General features: G+C 39.9%; 17 protein-coding genes. 7 read left to right on the top strand and 10 right to left on the bottom strand.

Translation table 11 applies throughout. The features are described from left to right. Positions 1-35: 35 nt before the first annotated feature. A complete protein-coding gene (locus tag MKY65_RS04635; RefSeq protein WP_339182768.1) occupies positions 36-968 on the top strand; it encodes a hypothetical protein in 933 nt (310 codons plus the stop codon). 78 nt (positions 969-1,046) lie between these two features. Here the strand turns inward: MKY65_RS04635 and MKY65_RS04630 are convergent, their stop codons facing one another. Beyond that, positions 1,047-2,603: a BCCT family transporter gene (locus MKY65_RS04630; RefSeq protein WP_339182766.1), complete on the bottom strand. Its 1,557-nt coding sequence runs from the start codon at positions 2,601-2,603 to the stop codon at positions 1,047-1,049. A gap of 323 nt (positions 2,604-2,926) precedes the next feature. After that, the gene (locus MKY65_RS04625; protein WP_339182765.1) at positions 2,927-3,748 is read right to left on the bottom strand and encodes a phytoene/squalene synthase family protein; all 822 of its coding nucleotides are present in this window, start codon (positions 3,746-3,748) and stop codon (positions 2,927-2,929) included. A 271-nt stretch (positions 3,749-4,019) separates the two neighbouring features. Between MKY65_RS04625 and MKY65_RS04620 the strand changes: the two genes are divergently transcribed. After that, positions 4,020-5,189, top strand: a complete 1,170-nt coding sequence (locus MKY65_RS04620) for an MFS transporter (RefSeq protein WP_339182764.1) — start codon at positions 4,020-4,022, stop codon at positions 5,187-5,189. 124 nt (positions 5,190-5,313) lie between these two features. On the opposite strand, the gene MKY65_RS04615 is transcribed toward MKY65_RS04620, so the two are convergent. Next, positions 5,314-5,514: a hypothetical protein gene (locus tag MKY65_RS04615; protein WP_339182763.1), complete on the bottom strand. Its 201-nt coding sequence runs from the start codon at positions 5,512-5,514 to the stop codon at positions 5,314-5,316. A 240-nt stretch (positions 5,515-5,754) separates the two neighbouring features. On the opposite strand from MKY65_RS04615, the gene MKY65_RS04610 reads away from it, so the two are divergent. Genes MKY65_RS04610 through thrB form a run of 3 tightly spaced genes read left to right on the top strand, consistent with a single transcriptional unit; the run spans position 5,755 to position 8,985 of the window. Beyond that, positions 5,755-7,050 carry a homoserine dehydrogenase gene (locus MKY65_RS04610; RefSeq protein ID WP_339182762.1) on the top strand — a complete coding sequence of 432 codons (1,296 nt, stop codon included), beginning with the start codon at positions 5,755-5,757 and terminating at the stop codon, positions 7,048-7,050. A 1-nt stretch (position 7,051) separates the two neighbouring features. Further along, the gene (gene thrC / locus MKY65_RS04605) at positions 7,052-8,113 is read left to right on the top strand and encodes a threonine synthase (protein ID WP_339182760.1); all 1,062 of its coding nucleotides are present in this window, start codon (positions 7,052-7,054) and stop codon (positions 8,111-8,113) included. Next, the gene (gene thrB / locus MKY65_RS04600) at positions 8,110-8,985 is read left to right on the top strand and encodes a homoserine kinase (RefSeq protein WP_339182758.1); all 876 of its coding nucleotides are present in this window, start codon (positions 8,110-8,112) and stop codon (positions 8,983-8,985) included. The genes thrC and thrB overlap by 4 nt, the downstream gene beginning before the upstream one ends. A 46-nt stretch (positions 8,986-9,031) precedes the next feature. On the opposite strand, the gene MKY65_RS04595 is transcribed toward thrB, so the two are convergent. From MKY65_RS04595 to argF, 3 genes are all read right to left on the bottom strand, one after another. Continuing rightward, complete coding sequence (locus tag MKY65_RS04595; protein ID WP_339182757.1) at positions 9,032-9,457, bottom strand: hypothetical protein; 426 nt, start codon at positions 9,455-9,457, stop codon at positions 9,032-9,034. Positions 9,458-9,692: 235 nt separating this feature from the next. Next, positions 9,693-11,183 carry a BCCT family transporter gene (locus tag MKY65_RS04590; protein ID WP_339182755.1) on the bottom strand — a complete coding sequence of 497 codons (1,491 nt, stop codon included), beginning with the start codon at positions 11,181-11,183 and terminating at the stop codon, positions 9,693-9,695. Between the two features lie 456 nt (positions 11,184-11,639). Then, positions 11,640-12,599, bottom strand: a complete 960-nt coding sequence (gene argF / locus MKY65_RS04585; protein ID WP_339182753.1) for an ornithine carbamoyltransferase — start codon at positions 12,597-12,599, stop codon at positions 11,640-11,642. 363 nt (positions 12,600-12,962) lie between these two features. Between argF and MKY65_RS04580 the strand changes: the two genes are divergently transcribed. Both MKY65_RS04580 and MKY65_RS04575 read left to right on the top strand, forming a co-directional pair. Continuing rightward, positions 12,963-13,898 carry a hypothetical protein gene (locus MKY65_RS04580; RefSeq protein ID WP_339182751.1) on the top strand — a complete coding sequence of 312 codons (936 nt, stop codon included), beginning with the start codon at positions 12,963-12,965 and terminating at the stop codon, positions 13,896-13,898. A 731-nt stretch (positions 13,899-14,629) separates the two neighbouring features. Continuing rightward, complete coding sequence (locus tag MKY65_RS04575; RefSeq protein ID WP_042532056.1) at positions 14,630-15,538, top strand: glycine betaine ABC transporter substrate-binding protein; 909 nt, start codon at positions 14,630-14,632, stop codon at positions 15,536-15,538. Between the two features lie 101 nt (positions 15,539-15,639). On the opposite strand, the gene MKY65_RS04570 is transcribed toward MKY65_RS04575, so the two are convergent. The 4 genes from MKY65_RS04570 to MKY65_RS04555 are packed head-to-tail and all read right to left on the bottom strand — an operon-like array spanning position 15,640 to position 18,236. After that, positions 15,640-16,824 carry a class I SAM-dependent rRNA methyltransferase gene (locus tag MKY65_RS04570; RefSeq protein ID WP_339182749.1) on the bottom strand — a complete coding sequence of 395 codons (1,185 nt, stop codon included), beginning with the start codon at positions 16,822-16,824 and terminating at the stop codon, positions 15,640-15,642. A gap of 10 nt (positions 16,825-16,834) precedes the next feature. After that, the gene (locus MKY65_RS04565; RefSeq protein WP_339182747.1) at positions 16,835-17,413 is read right to left on the bottom strand and encodes a GNAT family N-acetyltransferase; all 579 of its coding nucleotides are present in this window, start codon (positions 17,411-17,413) and stop codon (positions 16,835-16,837) included. A gap of 28 nt (positions 17,414-17,441) precedes the next feature. Beyond that, positions 17,442-17,714: a DUF3219 family protein gene (locus MKY65_RS04560; RefSeq protein ID WP_339182745.1), complete on the bottom strand. Its 273-nt coding sequence runs from the start codon at positions 17,712-17,714 to the stop codon at positions 17,442-17,444. A gap of 12 nt (positions 17,715-17,726) precedes the next feature. Next, a complete protein-coding gene (locus MKY65_RS04555; RefSeq protein WP_339182744.1) occupies positions 17,727-18,236 on the bottom strand; it encodes an N-acetyltransferase family protein in 510 nt (169 codons plus the stop codon). Positions 18,237-18,343 lie beyond the last annotated feature (107 nt).

The following is an 18,343-nucleotide window of genomic DNA, read 5'->3' as shown; positions in this document are numbered from 1 at the left end:
ATTAGGGAACATCAGCCTAATAGAGGAGGAAAATTATGAATCATTTTCAACCACAGCATCCAAACGGGCAGGAAAACAGACAAAATAATCTGCCTGGACAGATGTTAAATAATTATTTTCAGCCGGCACCACAGCATGATTACTCCAATGAAGCTTTTACCGGCAGACCGGACGGAGAATCTGGCGGACAGGGCGGCTATCAGACAGAACCGTATTCTGCTAATTCTATGCCGCCTCAATACGATCAGCAGCATCCTGCCAATCCTATGCCGTCTCATTATGAACAGCAGCATCCTGCCAATCCTATGCCGTCTCATTATGAACAGCAACATCCTGCCAATCCTATGCCGTCTCATTATGAACAGCAGCATCCTGCTAATCCTATGGCGTCTCCATATGAACAGGAGCACCCTGCTAACCATATGGTGCCTCCATATGAACAGGGGCGTCATTCATCACCGGAGCGAATCGGCGGCTTTTTTCCTGGTGGACCAAATGGAAATGGGAATGGAATAAATTTCACCGAGGGAATGATGGAACAAATGATAGATATGTTTCCTGAACCTCCAAATAACGATGGAAATGGAAGCGGGAATGGAGGGGCCTTTCCTAATTGGCCGCCAGCTCCATCCTTCCCAAATTTCCCTGAAAACGGAGGAAATGAAGGAACTCAAGGGCAGCAGCCTGCACCAGCAGGAATGGGCGGGATGAATAGCCAGCCTCCGATGGGACCGCCGCCTAATTTTGTGCCGCAAAAACAACAGGTGCAGACATTCGCTGTCGACCCGGGAGGCATCAGACACTGCATGTTCCGCTTCACCTATATTTGGCCAAATCACGGCAGAGGATTTTGGGCTTTCCCGACATTCTTAGGAAGAAACTCGATTGCCGGATTCCGCTGGAATGGGTTCCGCTGGGTTTACTTTGGAATGGACTTAAATAGCATTGAATCCTTCCAATGTATGTAAGGATGATAACATCCGTATATAATGAAAAAAATGGACAGCAGAAGAGCATTGCCTTCGCTGTCCATTTTTTTCATTTCTTTATTTATATTTTTTATCTTCTTTTTTACGCATTTCACGCTGCCAGATCAGCCCTTGCTCCAGCGCCATTTTCTTTGCAATTTTCGGCGCGTTCCAAAGAGGCGGCAGTATCAGTAACGATACCGGCACAGCAGATATAACAATCGAGTTTTGAATCGATGTAATACTGTCTTCCCCAATGGAAAGAATAGCCGTCGTAAATGCTCCGAAAAGAACAGCCCAGACTACGCGCAGCCAGCGTGTTGGATTATCATGCCCTGATAACGTTGCAGCAACGGTATAAGACATAGTATCTGCCGTTGTAGCAACGAAGATAATCGATACCAGCAAGAATGCTACACCCATAACTGTTCCAAAAGGCAATTGATCTGTAATCGCCATAACCGCTGCCGGCATTCCGCCATCTGTTAATGCTGTAGAAATAGATCCTTCATTCTGTGTTTCAAAGAAGATACCTGTTCCTCCAACGATAGCAAACCAGAAGTTTGTCACAAGTGGTGCTACCACAGACACTGCAATGACAAGCTCACGAATCGTCCTTCCTCTGGATATACGGCTGATAAAGACAATAAGCATTGGTGCATAGCCGATAAACCAAGCCCAGAAGAAAATCGTCCATCCTGATAACCATTCACCGTCTCCACGGTAAAACATCATTTCAAACATATTTTGAACATGGACACCAGTCCCGCCGACAAAACCATCAATAATAAACGCGGTAGGTCCAATGATAAGAACAATAATACCAAGAAGAATAGTAAATTGAACATTCCAGTTACTTAAATGATAAATTCCTCTATCTACTCCGGTTGCAGCTGAAATCGCTGCTACCGCAACTAGAACAATCACTACGATAATACTGATTGTCAATGTGTTCGGTACATTAAACAAATGATTCAATCCGTAAGAAATTTGTAAGCCTAAAAATCCTAACGGGCCCAATGTTCCTGCCGCCGTTGCAATAATAGAAAAGGCATCGGCCAATGTTCCAATGGCACTTTTTTCAAATATCTTATCTCCAAAAATAGGATAAAGCAGTCCTCGCGGTTTTAAAGGATACCCTTTTTGATAATGGACATACATCATAACAACAACTGCCAGTGTTCCAAGAATTGCCCATGCAAGAAAGCCCCAATGCATAAATGCTTGCGCAAATGCACCTTCCATATAATTGAATTCTCCGCCGCCGAATAGAGGCGGTGTCTCCATATAATGATACATTGGCTCTGCTGCAGCCCAGAAGACTCCTCCACTAGCCAATAATGTAACTAGTATCATACATACCCAGCCAAAATAACTATACTTTGGTTTATCCTGGTTTCCCAATTTTACTTTTCCATATTTTGATATGGCTAATCCTAAACCGATGGCGAAATTAAGGAATAAGAGTATTTGCCAATAAGCACCAAACCAATCAGCAGAATAAGTAAATAAGATATTTACTGCGTTATCTACCATATCACTGTTTATCAGTGATAAAACGATAAATAGAACCAAAAAGCCTCCACTGATATAAAAGACTGGCCAATCTAAACCTTTTCCTTTTCTTGACTTCACATTTTACCTCCTGTTTTTATGTAAGCGTCTATCACAATATATCCATGTTATTGATAGACCTTTGGATGAAAGCATTTTTTATCTAAATGCTTGACAGACTTTCATCCTCTCACTTGTTTTGTTTGCACATATCTTTCTATTATAGTTACCTGCTTCTTACAATACAACTCGCAATTCGAAGACTTATTCAACGAATTACTTTGAATATAGAAGTATTTCCCTTATTAAACATTATTAAACCCTTCTCAGCCCCCAAAATAAAAAAATCTCGCGGAATATAGCGAGATTTTCTTCTGAGATTTTTTTATTTATTTTTTCAAGCCCTACGAATTAATAATTTTATCAACGGTTTCTTCCACTTCATCTCTTGACATTTTTTCTTTACCGCTTTTTAGTGCATTTAATGTTTTATGCGCAAGTGCCAGAGGAATACGGCAGAAAAGCAGGATATTTTTCGTAGAGATTTGCGTCATATATTGATCTGCTTTTTGCAAATTTGCTTCAGCGTAAGCAAACATTTCTTTTTTGGACCAGTCATCCGGGAAGAATCCGACTCCTCTTTCCGCATCTTCATCCACATTCCGTAATATATTTACAGCCTGTAATCCACGACCGTAGCCAATAGCCAAGTCACGATCCGTTTCGGTTCCATCATACCAATTCCATATATCAGACAGCATTACACCGACAAGGCCAGCCACATAATATGTATACTCATCTAAATCTTCTTTCGTCTGTACATTCCATTCTTTCCTTGTCCACTTCGCCATTCCTTCTGCCATTTCACTGGTCGAATCTTTTACTTTTTGCTCGATATCATCAGGGCAAAAGTCAATCCAGTCCGGCAGGCGCAATGTTACCTCTGGAAGTTCCTTTTCATAAGGAGCTACTAACTGCTCATAAGCTCCGCGAGGAAACACTGGTTCCTTTAATAAACGGCTTGTCTCCATTAATAAGTATTGCTTTACTTCTGCATTCATTTCCTCGTGATCTTCTATCTCATCCACAGCGCGCATGCAGAGGTAAGCTGAACCAACTGTTTTTCGTAACGTTTTGTTCAACAGTTTAATGGGGATATAAAATGTTCTGCTCGTCTGTTTTAAAACCTTCATTGCATCTTTTTCTAATGTTACTTTGCTGCTCACCCAAAACTCCTCCTTATTTCATGCGGTTAATACCAGTATAACAAACAAGTTTCTTTTTTTCCTTTAAAAGTGTTGAATTCTCATTAATTTTCACATAAAATTCTTGTGCTATCTGTTCCTTTTAGGCTAAGATGATAAATAGTGTTTTATAAAACGAAACTTCAGCCCGTGGGAATTTTGTTTTTCTCCGCGATAAGCATAGATGCTAAAAGCGTTAGTTTAGATAAAAATAACGAATAACAAGATAATTATAGATAAGGCGTGTTGTTTTATGAATAAAGGTGTTTATTTGTTAATGACCATTTCATTCGTTGTTGGAATGGTTGAATTAATTATTGGCGGTATTCTCGATTTAGTCGCAGCGGACTTGGGTGTATCCTTGGGAAAAGCAGGATTATTGATTACAATTTTTTCTCTTGTTTTCGCTGTTGCCTCTCCTATTTTACTTTATTTAACAGCTTCTGTGGAACGGAAAAAGCTGACGATTATTTCTTTATTCATCTTTTTGCTGGGAAATATACTAGCTGTTTTTAGTTTGAACTACACGATGATTTTTATTAGCAGAATTATTTCCGCAGCAAGTGCTTCCTTATTAATTGTACTTTGTACGATGATGGCAGCTTCAATTGTTAAACCTGCTTATCGTGGACGTGCTATCGGCACCGTAAGTATGGGCGTGAGCGGCTCACTGGTTTTCGGAATTCCATTTGGTTTAATACTCGGTGAATCATTTGGCTGGAGGGCGCCGTTTGTACTTATTGCTCTCTTAACGATTGCTTCTATTATATGTGTTTATTTGTTTATGCAGCGTGTTCCTTCTTCGGAAAAGCCCTTGCCGATAACAACACAGATGAAAATGATTCGGAACCCGAAAGTTCTTTTTATCCTGCTGACTACGTTCTTTGTGCTAGCTGGGCATACCGCTTTATACGGCTACTTGAATCCATTTGTAAAGGATTTTATGGAATTAGATGGCATCTGGCTAAGCGCCGTTTACCTGATTTTTGGTATTTCTGCAGTCAGCGGCGGCGGTACAGGCGGCACATTATCTGATTTATTTGGGCCAAAACGAACCATTCTTGCTGCCATTGGTTTATTTGTAGCTACAATTTTAATTATCCCTGCTTCATCGTTCCATGTGGTATTATTCCTTGTCGTGCTTATTCTTTGGGGAATGCTCAGCTGGGCAGTCTCTCCGCCGGTTCAAAGTTATTTGATTGAGACCTCTCCACAAAATTCGAGCATCCTGGTCAGCCTAAATAACTCTGCTTTGCATCTGGGTATTGCAGTCGGATCCTTTGTTGGAAGCATCGTCATTGAACAGGCCGGTGTAGATAAGAACGCCTACGTGGGCGGGGCAATCGTTTTATTAGGTCTGTTTACTGCTTTGATTGCCCTGAAGGGATATAAACGTCCGCAGGTTACAGCTGAATCTGAATAGTTTCTTCCTTTGTAAAGCTTTGCTGTTATATATCAACCCCTCTGCAAGCTTCTTTTTATTCAGCTTGCAGAGGGGTTGATTTCTGCTCACTCGTTATATTATTTAACGGAAAGCAACAGCTGCCTCAGGAATACGTTTGTTTATCTTTCTCACCATATGAGCTCTTTTCCTTCTTTATAATAGTTCGTCTGTATATCACAATAGGAAACACTCCTAAAATAAACCCGGCCAGCGCAAAAATCTCTGTTTTCCCGATACTATAGCCAATACTTGCACCCAGGCTTAAGAAAATAATAAATAATGCTCCGAGATGATAGATTCGCACAGTTCTCATCCCCTTTTTATCTATTTATATGAAAAAATAGCGAAAATGGCACAGCTGCTGAATCCATTCCGTTAAAACCATTCTAAAAATGTGACGATTTTTTAAATCGCTGATTATCCCGCCTTAAGAAAACGGTTACATCGATAAACGCTTATCTTTTCTAAAAATTCACTATTGCCTTACTCTCTTTTTCATGTTTAAATAAATTCAATATACAATAGGAAGCGTAGAGGTGGTAAGATGGAAGAGAAGGTTTCAGTAGGTTTATTAGGTCTTGGTGTCGTTGGATCAGGAGTTATTCACCTGATTGAAGATCATCAGGAAAAATTAGCCCATCAATTAGGCTGTAAAGTCGAAGTGGATAAAGTACTTGTGCGTAATATCGAAAAGGCTCGGAATATTGATGTGGATCAAAGCCTTTTAACAACCAACCCCGATGATGTTCTGGAAAACCCGAATATCGATCTTATTATTGAAGTAATGGGCGGTATTGATCATACAAAGGAATATATTTTAAAGGCCTTTTCTAATAAAAAACATGTTGTTTCAGCTAACAAAGACTTAGTGGCTGTCCATGGTCCTGAGTTACAGGCGGCTGCAGTAAAAAATAATTGTGATTTTTATTATGAAGCCAGTGTTGCCGGCGGCATTCCTATCCTCCGCGGAATTAACGAGGGCTTGTCCTCTGACCATATTCAAAAAATTATGGGGATTGTCAACGGAACAACGAACTATATTTTGACAAAAATGGATGAAGAAGGCGTGAGCTATGAAGATGCGCTTGCAGACGCTCAGCAGCTCGGTTTTGCTGAAGCAGATCCGACATCTGACGTAGAAGGATTAGATGCCGCCCGAAAAATGGCTATCCTTGGCCGGCTGGCATTCTCTACACCTGTTGATTTGCAGGACGTGGAGGTAGAAGGTATCCATGGCATTGAATTAAAAGATCTCCGTTATGCTGCACAGCTGGGATATACTATGAAGCTTATCGGATTTGCAAACTTTTTCGACCATGAATTAGAAGTAAGTGTAGAGCCTACCTTACTGGCGAAAAATCATCCGCTGGCAAGCGTTAAAAATGAATATAATGCAGTATACGTGTATGGTGAAGCAGTTGGGGAGACCATGTTCTATGGCCCGGGTGCCGGCAGCCTCCCGACAGCAACTGCTATTCTATCCGATGTTATCGCAGCTATCAAAGCGATGCGTTTAGGTGTGTCAGGAAAGCAGTTAAATGACATGCAGTTTCCAAAAACATTGCGTCCAAAAGAGAAACAGCATGGTCAATATTATGTCCGCCTATGCGTGGAGGACAAAACGGGGGTATTCTCAGAAATCTCATCAATTTTCCACGAACAGGATATCAGCTTCCAGCGTATTTTACAGACGCCTGTGGATGAAAAAGATTCTGCAGAGATTGTGCTGGTTACACATGATACACCGTACTCTCATTTTGAAGAAGTGCTGAATCAATTAAAATCATTTGATGCAGTAAACGAGATAAAAAGCTATTACAAAGTAGAAGGAGATGCGTAAGATGGCTTGGAAAGGGTTAATTGAAGAATATCGTGACTTACTTCCTGTCACAGATAAAACACCCGCTTTATCATTATCAGAAGGAAATACACCACTTTTTCATTTTCCAAATCTGTCAAAGGAATTGGGAATCGAATTATACGGGAAGTTTGAAGGCTTAAACCCGACCGGCTCATTTAAAGACCGCGGCATGGTCATGGCTGTTGCCAAAGCTATAGAAGAAGGCAGTAATTCTGTTATTTGTGCTTCTACCGGAAACACTTCTGCATCAGCAGCAGCTTATGCGGCTCGTGCAGGCCTGCGGGCGATTATTGTTATCCCTAAAGGAAAGATTGCGCTTGGCAAGCTGGCTCAGGCTGTCATGTATGGAGCAGAAATCGTAGAAATTGAAGGCAACTTTGATCAGGCGCTGCAGCTTGTCCGTAAAATCAGCGAGAAATCGCCTATCACTCTAGTAAACTCTGTGAATCCATATCGTCTGGAAGGACAAAAAACAGCAGCCTTTGAAGTTTGTGAGCAGCTGGGAGAAGCTCCTGACATCTTAGCAATCCCGGTTGGCAATGCTGGAAATATCAGCGCCTACTGGAAAGGTTTTAAAGAATTTAATGCATCAAAAGGTACAGCCCTTCCAAAAATGTTTGGTTTTGAAGCAGAAGGTGCAGCAGCTATTGTCAGAGATGAAGTAGTTGAAGATCCGGAAACGGTAGCAACAGCCATTCGAATTGGTAACCCGGCGAGCTGGGATTTAGCAGTTCAGGCAAGAGAAGAATCGGGCGGAATGATTGGTTCTGTCACAGATGATGAAATTGTATCTGCATTTAAGCTTCTTCCGCGTAAAGAAGGTGTATTTGCAGAGCCGGGCTCAGCGGCTTCCATTGCTGGTGTTATCCAACAGGTAAAAGCAGGTGAAATTCCACAGGGCAGCAAGGTTGTAGCTGTATTGACAGGCAATGGCTTAAAAGATCCGCAAACAGCTATTGACCAGCTGACCATCGACCCTGTATCACTACCAAATGACGAAACGGCTATCCTTGAATATTTAGAGAAGATGATTACGTCATGATGCCGTTTCGCATCTCTGTACCGGCAAGCAGTGCTAATCTTGGCCCTGGTTTTGATTCCATGGGCCTTGCATTAGGTCTGTATATTCATTTGGACGTAGAAGCTTCTGATCAACATGCATTTTTCGCACACGGCTCTGAAAAATCCCAAGAAAATCATTTTATTTGGAATATTACAGAGCAGGTAGCAGCACGGTATGGGGCTGTCTTGCCCCCCTGCAAAGTGCAGGAAATCAGTGAAATACCACTGGCCAGAGGTTTGGGCAGCAGTGCTTCTGCGATTGTTGCAGGAATTGAACTGGCTAATCAGCTGGGAAACCTGCAATTAACAAATGAACAGAAATTAGCATTTGGAACAGAAATCGAAGGGCATCCTGATAATATTGCTCCTGCTTTATTTGGAGGTTTAACGATTTCTACCATGCTCGATGATGATATTCCTTCTGTCCGGCTTCATGATATTGAATTAGATTTAATTGCGTATATTCCAGAAGTAGAGCTGAAAACAGAAGTTGCCAGAGATTGTCTGCCAGATACATATGAACGCAACTATGCAGCAAGAGCAAGTGCAATGAGCAATCTGGTTGTTGCTGCACTCTATTCTAAAGACTATGCGTTGTTTGGAAAAATGCTGGAGAATGATTTATTTCACGAGCCTTTTCGTAAAACACTCATCTCTAATTTTGATGTTATTCGTGAAAAAGCAAAAGAGCTCGGAGCATTTGGCACAGCTCTAAGCGGAGCCGGACCAACCATGCTTTCTTTTGTTCCAAAAGGAAATGGAGAAACAGTAAAAACAGCGATGGCGAAGCTGCTTGAAGGATATCAAGTAAAGGTTTTAGAGATTGATACAAAAGGGGTTTCGATTTCTTAATATATATAAAAAAGTGCAAGCGCGGATGGGAGACGCTTGCACTTTTTTATATGGTTTCGTTAAAAATCAGACCATCATCATTCTGAATATCGATGATTTTTAAGCGGCTATCGTTTTTAACAAAGACGGTTTTATAATATTTCTCTCCATCGATTTCATAAAACATCACTCGCGTGCCTTGATTATCTGTTTCGACAACCACATCATAGTCGCCCTCATCGATCTGTTCAACAATGATTTCCTGCTCTTCATATTCATAGGAGGTATCTGTATGATTATCGGCAGAAGTGTCTGCAGCAGTTCCATCTTCCGGCTCCTCCGAAACATCTCCTGCTGTATCTGATTCATTATCTTCTGTTGTCTCTTGATTCTCAGCATCATTATTATCTGCTTCTTCCTCTGTGTCAGCTTGACAAGCGCTGACAATAAATAGAGTACTTAGCAGACCAATGATTTGTAGTGTTCTTTTCATTCTATCTCCTCCCTCTTTTCTATTTCCTCTATCAAATCATCTAAAACCTCTATTTATGATAGCTTATTATGGACGAAGAATGAAGTTCCTTATATCACTATTTCATGAAATGAGAGATTTATATATACTATTCCATTGCATGAAAATTTGATTCCTCGCCGTCTCCAGCAAGGTTATAATTTAAACGGGTCAACGGATTCGTTTGTCTTATACCCTGCTCTTCTCTCTATTTTGTTTACTTTTTCCAGTAACTTTGCTCCCGATGGGCCGATTTAAAAAATGAAACGCCCATGAGGATAACCACGATTGAGAACGGAAGTGCTGCAATAATCAGCATATTTTGCAGACCTTGCGTACCGCCGAAGTAAACAATAATTGCTGCAACAGCTGATTGCATCAGCCCCCACATAATTTTAACAGAATTGCGCGGATTAATAGTTCCCCCCGTACTTAACATTCCCAGTACGAACGTAGCCGAGTCAGCAGACGTTATAAAGAAGACGGCTACTACGATAATGGTAATGATAGACATCATCATTCCAAATGGATATTCATTTAAAACTCCAAACGTGGAGGTTTCCAATGCAAATTCTGATATTTTAGCAATTCCATTCTGCTCCAAGTTTAAAGCGGAAGCACCAAAAACAGTAAAGAAAATAAAACAGACAATAGCTGGAACAAATAACACGCCCAGCATAAATTCCTTGATCGTTCTCCCTTTAGAAATACGGGCAATAAAGATGCCTACAAATGGCGACCAAGAAATCCACCATGCCCAATAAAAAATCGTCCAATCATCAATCCAGCCTCTCTGTTCTGCATTTTGAGGAGCCATGCGCAGACTCATCTCAAAAAAGTCTGATACATAGCTTCCTAATGTATGTGTAAACATATTAAGAATATATAAGGTAGGTCCGATGATAAATAGCAGGAGTAATAATACAAATGCCAGACCCATATTAAAATTACTTAAGTATTTTATTCCTCTGCCAATCCCGGACCAGGCTGAAACAATAAACAGGACAGTTGCTATGACTAAAATGAGCAGCTGCACCGGAAAAGTTCCAGGTGTCCCAAATAAATAGGATAGCCCGCCATTAATTTGCGCAGATCCAAATCCTAAGGTTGCAGCAACACCAACGACAGTAGCAAATACAGCCAGGGTATCTATGACTTTCCCCGGAAGACCTTGCATCGATTTCTTGCCAAACAGCGGGACTAATGTAGCGCTAATGAGCCCCGGGGTATCTTTATGGAATTTAAAGTACGCTAATACCAGTGCCACCATGCCATATACAGCCCAGGCATGCATCCCCCAATGAAAGAAAGCATATTTCAAGCTGTCGTTAAGCGCTTGCTCTGAGCCCAGTTCTGCTCCAGGAGAACTGATAAAAGCATGGGAAATTGGTTCTGCAGTTGTCCAAAATACTAATCCCATCCCCATTCCCGCACTGAACAGCATAGTAAACCATGATAATAAACTAAACTCAGGTTTATCATGTTCTTTCCCTAATTTAATATTTCCATATCGCGAAAAAATAAGATACACACATAATACCAGCGTTAACATGACTAATAATAAGTAATACCAGCCAAGTTTTTCAGAGATAAACGTAGTAATCTCTAATGTAACCCCTTCTAAATTAACAGGAGCAAAGGAGCCCCAAAGAACTACAATAATACATAAAGCTAAAGCGTACCAAAACACGCTTGTTACACTTTTCATGCCTACACCTCTTCATATTTATTTGTTTTTATGTACAAGTATTCTAACTATTACCCGAGTCGCTATACTATCAAACCTTTGTATATCTCCTTCTTATTAAATCTTTTATTATAAGAAGCCCCCCGGAAGACGGTTTGAAAACAGCAATTAATAGAGAATTACCGTGTTCCAAGCTATGCTGAAATTCCAATGTAATTAGTGAATAATACCTGCTTTAAAAACAACTTCCCTTAGTGTAGATAAAGTAGATTTTTCTCCGAATCCATACCCAAAGACTGTGCAGATGCAAATAGTTTAAAAAGCGGTTTTACAGCGAAGATAAGCGGCCATTAATCGTATCATCCTTGTAATCGAAGGGAGAAAAATTTCTAAAAGAAGACATTCAAAAAGTATTTAGAAATAAAAAAACAGGAAAGTCTGTCTTACTGACTTTCCCGCTTCATTATTTCTTCTATTTTATCCCATTAACGCTGTCATCAAAGCTTTTTGTGCATGCAGGCGATTTTCGGACTGCTGGAAGACAACGGAATGTTTTCCGTCAATCACTCCTGCAGATACCTCTTCTCCCCGATGAGCTGGCAGGCAATGCATAAAGGTGACATCTGCTTTTGCATTGGCAAGAAGTGCTTCATTTACCTGAAACTGCTGAAAGTCCTGCTCACGCTTTGTTTGCTCCGCTTCCTGCCCCATACTTGCCCATACATCTGTATAAACGACATCTGCATCTTTTACAGCCTCGGCTGGATCATTACTCCATTCAATCGTTGCACCGTGTTCAGAAGCAAATTGTTTCGCTTTTTCCGTAACCTGCTCCTCCGGCTTATAATCATCTGGTGTTACTGTAACAATATGCATGCCCATTTTTGCAGCACCAATCATTAAAGAATGCGCCATATTATTACCATCACCGATATAAACCAGTTTTTGCCCCTGCAGCACACCTTTCACCTCTTTGATGGTCTGTAAATCTGCTAATACCTGGCACGGGTGATAAAGGTCTGTCAATCCATTGATGACAGGGATGCTTGCATACTTCGCCAGCTCCGCCACATCATCCTGATTATAGGTACGGATCATAATTCCATCCAAATATCCGGAAAGTACTTGTGCTGTATCAGCAATTGTTTCTCCTCTGCCGATTTGAATGTCCTTGGAGCTTAAGAAAATTCCCAAACCGCCAAGCTGATAGATACCTGTTTCAAAGGAGACACGCGTTCTTGTCGAAGCCTTTTCAAAAATCATTCCTAACGTTTTCCCCTTCAAGGGTTCAAAAATAATCCCTTCTTTACTTTGCTTCTTTTGATAATCTGCTAATTCGATCAAATAGTCGATTTCATCTTTTGTATAATCAGCAAGTGTCAGAAAGTCTCTTCCTTTTAACTCCTGCTGCTGAAATTGGATTTGATTTGTTGTCATTCACGTACACCTCTTCAATAAGTTGTTATGAATTATTATGCAATAAAAAGAATATTTATTCAATAGTTTTTTGAGATTTTTTCCTTCCATTGTATCTTGCTTAATTACTTTTAATATCTTGTATACGCTTTACTAAATTTTTAATCTGTATACAAGTAAGCGAGCTCCCTTCAAGATATAAGGTAATTTCACTGTTCATCCTTAATTTTAAAAATTTTTAAATTAAATAGGTATTTTTGCTTCACCATTTCTCAATCCAACCGAAATAAAGGATAGATATACTCTTTTCTATATATTATTGGAGGAAGAAAGTTTGGTGGATGTTTCTCAATCATAATTTTTATACTAAGAAGAGGTGAAAATATGCAAATTGATGGTTATTATACGGGAGTCGGCACCCCATATGTATCAAAAGAAACTTCTTTAGCAAATGTCAAGAAAACCAATGCACATTTAAAAATGTCAGATTCCTTACTACTCTCTGATGAAGTAAAAACCTTAAGAGAGCAAATGGATAAAGGTCACGAAATCATGGTAAACTCCATTGTAAATCCAAATGCTGATCCTTCTGACCTTTTTTCTTATCGTCCGTATCATCAATATTTGGTGTTTAGTCAATATTTAAATGAAACAGGTTTCTATGAGGATCACGACAAAGATACTATTCAGAATATGGAAAATATATTGATGCAAGTAACGGAAGCGCTTGATAGTTTAGGACACTATCATGTTAATGGAAGAATGGGCAGTGGAGGTCGCGGCGGTGGAGAATTAATGTTAAGTTCAGCTGAAGCACAGCTGGAATTTGCTTCTTCCGTATCTGCACTTCACGTATTCAGCGATAAATTTCTAACAGATAATTCTAAGGTGAAAGAAGGTTTTGACCAGCTTATCGACCAATATACTACACATAATAAAGATGCTGTTACGAATCATCGCTCTGTTCATGAAAAATTTTTTGAAGCTCGTGCAAAAATGACTAATTTGCCACCTGTTTCATTAGATGCAGAACAAAGAAAAAATCTAACTATCACGAATAAGCTTGGCGCCACAGAATATACATCTGAAGAAATTATGGATATGGTAGACAAATATACTAAACAGTTTAATGAACTGAAAGATGCTTCTGAAGTTGATTTGCTTATGTTTCAATTACAAGAACAATTGGTGAATTATGTGACAAAAGGATTCTCATCAAAAGATTCAAATTTACAAACAGCAAAAGATTCTATTAAAGAGCAAACAAATAAAACAATTAGTCATATTTCTGATTATTGGAAGATATTATTATCGTCCTAAAGATATCTATTGTAAAAGCAGCAAGTAATGAATTCATTGCTTGCTGCTTTTATTTACATTTGATGAGATACATTTCTCATCACAATTAAAACTACTCACCCTTTACCTGAATCATAACCACTACCAAATAATTCCTCTGCTTAAAATGCTTATTTATTCAATAGTTTTTGAGATTTTTATTAGCATTTTTCTGAAATAATTATAAAGGGAAACTTCATCCATGAAATCAGATTGTATTCTTTTTCTTACCTACGCTTTAATATTGAATAATATTGTCTCTAAAGCATGCAAAGCCATATGACGGTACTTTGCTTATATTTATACTTTGTGTTAGGTTGTATAGAAGCGAGTAAAATAATTTTACTTAACAGAATATTTCAGAAACGGTATGATATTTTTCAAAGTCCTTAAAGATGTTCTATGCCATGGGCAATCTTAAAACTTACATTACTCGCGGGACGGTGGTGATGAAATGAAAGAATCAGATTCATCAGGGTCTAAGCGAATGTGAATGATACGATTATCGGATTTTGAATATATACTTAAAAATGACTTAAGATATTTCAGCAGCCATTTTTCAACATTTTGCTGCTCATATCATTAAGTGCTTACTTACCGATATCAACGACTCTGAGAATTTTGAAGATACCTGATAGTGGATAATTATATGGACTTTGATTCGATTAAAATCGTAGTACCAGACGAACAATTTCAGAAAGGTGTTGTCATTTGTGAACGCATTAAAAACATTGTCAGCAGTAGGTATAGCTTCTATTTTTCTGCTTGCTGCATGTGGTAATGATTCAACAGAGGAAGATTCAGCAGAGGCTGGAGGAGACATTAATTATAGTGAAGAAGTGGACTACACAATTACAGGTATTGAACCTGGTGCAGGTGTTACAGAAACCGCAAATAATACGCTTGATACTTACGATAATCTTGATGGCTGGGAGCTTGAAGAAAGTTCAACAGTAGGAATGCTTGCACAATTGGCTGATGCAATAAGTAATGAAGATCCAATTATTGTTACTGGCTGGATACCACACCATAAATTTCTCCAATACGATTTAAAAATGCTCGAAGACCCGGAAGGTACGATGGGAGAGAGCGAATCTGCCCATACAATCACACGCTTAGGCTTAGAAGAAGACATGCCGGACGCTTATAAACTGCTCGATGCATTTAACTGGGAGTTAGATGACGTAGAACAAGTAATGTATGAAGCAGAAGATTCAGATGTTGAAACTGCTGCTTCTAACTGGGTGGAAGATAATCCGGATAAAGTGGATGAGTGGACTGAAAATATCGAAGAAGCAGATGGAGAAAAAATCGAGATTGGTTCTATGCCTTGGGAAGCAGAGCAAGCATCTGCAGCAGTTATGGAACAAGTACTCACCGAGTATGGCTATGATGTTACCGTAACAGAAGTCGACCCTGCCATTTTATTTGAAAGCATTGCCGGCGACAGTGTTGATGCAACCGTTGCTCCGGCATTACCAATAACACAAGGGCATTTGTATGATCGCTACGAAGGTGAATTTGTTGACTTAGGTCCAAACTTGGATGGTCTTCAAAATGGTTTTGTTGTTCCTGAATATATGGATATTGATTCGATTGAAGATTTAGAACCAAAGGAGTAGCCTTCTATCAAATACTTTAAAAAGAGGCTGTTGTATCATCGATTACTTGATGATACAACAGCCTCTTTTTGTTTATGCATGAATACACGGGGATGTAGCCATTAATTTTTTACTTGAATCACAGCCACTTTCAAATAATTCCCCTGCTTAAAATGCTTATTCACCGCAAAATCACCCGGCAATGAGAATTCTTCCAGAATCGTATATTTCTTTTGTTTCGCCTGAAACCCGCGCTGGATCATCTCTTTGAATTTCTTCATTCCAAAGGAAGCTGTATTGGTGGATGCAATAATCACACCGTCTTTTTCCAGCAGGTCGATGGAATGCTCTATCAGCTCCGGATAGCCCTTTGCTGTCCGGAAGGTTCTTTTCTTAGAACGTGCAAAGCTTGGCGGATCCAAAACAACAACATCGAATTGCAGGTTCTTCCGCTTCGCATATTTGAAATAATCAAATACATCCATCACGATAATATCCTGCTGGTCAAAATCAATCTCATTTACACTGAACTGTTCAATGGTTTTACTTTTACTACGTTTTGCCAAATCCACGCTGGTGGTTTTCGCTGCTCCTCCAAGTGCAGCCGCTACGGAGAAAGCGCCGGTATAGGAAAAGGTGTTTAATACATGCTTTCCTTTTGCGTATTTATCGCGTAATGCTTTGCGGACATCGCGCTGGTCTAAGAAAATGCCCACCATCGCTCCATCATTCAGGTAAACCGCATAGTTCATGCCATTTTCCTTTACGATAAGCGGGAATTCGCCTCTTGTCCCTTTTACAAAATCGTCATCCGCTACATACTGTCCTTTCGTGTCAAAGCGTTTCTTTTCATAGATTCCCTGATAGTCGCCAAGGTCATCAAACACTTGGACGATCCAATCTTTAAACGCATAAATCCCTTCACTGTACCATTGGATAACATAGTAGCCTTCAAAATAGTCAATAATCAAGCCGCCGATTCCGTCTCCTTCTCCGTTAAACACACGAAAGGCAGTTGTTTCTTCTGCCTGATAATAGGAGCGGCGCTTATTTATCGCTGTGAGCAGCTTTTGCTTAAAGAAAGCTTGGTCAATGGTGTCTTCTTGTTTAAACGTTAACACCCAGCCCATTCCTTTATTTTGACGGCCTGTATAAGCCTGTGCCAAAAATTCTCCCTGCTGTGTATGAAGGGCGATGATTTCTCCTTCATCAAGCTTATCCGCTCCATGAATAGCTTCTTCTAAAATCAATGGATTTTGCTGTTTGATATGTTTTACATGCGTTTGTTTTACCTTTATCCTCTTCATTGCTTCACCCTTATTTCTTAACTATATTCGGGTCTTCAATCACTGCAAAAATGCAGGTATCTCTGAGTTCCCCGTTTCCTTCTATAACATCATTTTTCAAGATTCCTTCCAGTTCAAAGCCGGATCGTTCAGCAACTGTTTTGCTTTTGCTATTTTTAGGATCACATCGGATTTCTACCCGATTTGCATCGAGCTCCCGAAAAGCAAAGGAAGTAAGCCCCTTTACCAGCTCTGTAACATAGCCTTTTCCACTATGCTTTGTATCAATCCAATAACCGATTTCAAATTTTCTTACATCCCAATTAATGCGATGCAGACCGCTGGAAATCATAAATTCTCCAGTTTCTTTATCAAAAGCATGGAAACGTAAATCTTCACGCGAAAGAAAATTCAAATAAGCTTCCTTTGTTGTTTTTTGCACATCCTGCTCCGTCTGCTCCTGACGTGCAAATGGAAGCCAAGGCTTCAATTCATTGATAGAAGCCTGCATGGCAGTATAAATAGACTTCCAATCTTCAGGCTTGGGCGCCCGGATAATTAATCGCTCTGTTTCAAATTGGTCTGGAAAGGATAATAAGATTGGTTCCATTGTATTGTTCTCCCCCACATCATAAAAATTATTTTTCACGCAGCTTCAAATAAAATTCACTTGTATTACCTTTTTCATATAAATTTGTCATAGAAGTAGAATATTCGTTGATAGTCGCGGAAAAAGCTATGGATTTCTCCGGGATTTCCACCTCAAAATCATTTTTATAAAGCAAGGATGTCACGTCATGATAGGTTTCACTAGTTACATCAAATGAAAATGCAACCTGCTTTTTGTCAGCTGTTTCATCCAATTCAACCTGTTTTCCCTCAAACGATTGCCCATTAATTTTGATTTCCATGTAATCTCCTCCCTATTTACATCCTACGCGTTGGCTTCGACGTTCCACAAGTACAACATCGCGCCATCTGCCGTCTTCCATCTGTCCGATTTTTTCACGAAACCCGATCTTGCGAAAGCCCATCTTTTCATGCAGCTTCAGGCTTCCTGTATTTTCCGGAAAGATTTCGGATTGCAGTGTCCACATTCCTGCTTCTTCACTTGCTTCAATCAATGCTTGCAGCAGCTTTGTTCCAATGCCTTTTCCCATAGCATCTTTATGCAGGTAAATACTTACCTCGGCAACGCCCTGGTATGCCTCTCTTGCAGAAATAGGCAGCAGCGATGCCCAGCCAAGAATTTTCTCTCCCTCGCGGAAAACCAGCCGGCACTGCGGTAAATGATCTCGGTCCCAATCATCCCAGGATTTCCAGTCAGGCTCATTCATTTCAAACGTTGCATTCTGTGTTTCCATTCCATGATAGTATATTTCCAATACCTGTTCCCAGTCTTCCGGCTTCATTTGTTCAATGAAAAAACTCATACATCCAAGCTCCTTTTTCACGATAGATAGTGATTCATATATTACAGGCTTTTGATATGAATTTCTAGTGGATAAGACAAGTTACATCATTATTTGCTACAATAATT

The sequence above is a fragment of the Oceanobacillus sp. FSL W7-1293 genome, assembly GCF_037969815.1.
In the GTDB taxonomy this organism is placed as follows: domain Bacteria; phylum Bacillota; class Bacilli; order Bacillales; family Amphibacillaceae; genus Oceanobacillus; species Oceanobacillus oncorhynchi.
The sequence above is the reverse complement of the archived record's forward strand: the minus strand, read 5'-3'. Positions and strand labels throughout refer to the sequence as shown.

Coding starts and splice junctions, on each gene's coding strand:
- MKY65_RS04620 (WP_339182764.1), top strand. CDS start 4,020: ATGAATAAAGGTGTTTATTTGTTAATGACCATTTCATTCGTTGTTGGA.
- MKY65_RS04595 (WP_339182757.1), bottom strand. CDS start 9,457: ATGAAAAGAACACTACAAATCATTGGTCTGCTAAGTACTCTATTTATT.
- MKY65_RS04555 (WP_339182744.1), bottom strand. CDS start 18,236: ATGAGTTTTTTCATTGAACAAATGAAGCCGGAAGACTGGGAACAGGTA.
- MKY65_RS04565 (WP_339182747.1), bottom strand. CDS start 17,413: ATGGAACCAATCTTATTATCCTTTCCAGACCAATTTGAAACAGAGCGA.
- thrB (WP_339182758.1), top strand. CDS start 8,110: ATGATGCCGTTTCGCATCTCTGTACCGGCAAGCAGTGCTAATCTTGGC.
- MKY65_RS04610 (WP_339182762.1), top strand. CDS start 5,755: ATGGAAGAGAAGGTTTCAGTAGGTTTATTAGGTCTTGGTGTCGTTGGA.
- MKY65_RS04570 (WP_339182749.1), bottom strand. CDS start 16,824: ATGAAGAGGATAAAGGTAAAACAAACGCATGTAAAACATATCAAACAG.
- thrC (WP_339182760.1), top strand. CDS start 7,052: ATGGCTTGGAAAGGGTTAATTGAAGAATATCGTGACTTACTTCCTGTC.
- argF (WP_339182753.1), bottom strand. CDS start 12,599: ATGACAACAAATCAAATCCAATTTCAGCAGCAGGAGTTAAAAGGAAGA.
- MKY65_RS04590 (WP_339182755.1), bottom strand. CDS start 11,183: ATGAAAAGTGTAACAAGCGTGTTTTGGTACGCTTTAGCTTTATGTATT.
- MKY65_RS04560 (WP_339182745.1), bottom strand. CDS start 17,714: ATGGAAATCAAAATTAATGGGCAATCGTTTGAGGGAAAACAGGTTGAA.
- MKY65_RS04635 (WP_339182768.1), top strand. CDS start 36: ATGAATCATTTTCAACCACAGCATCCAAACGGGCAGGAAAACAGACAA.
- MKY65_RS04580 (WP_339182751.1), top strand. CDS start 12,963: ATGCAAATTGATGGTTATTATACGGGAGTCGGCACCCCATATGTATCA.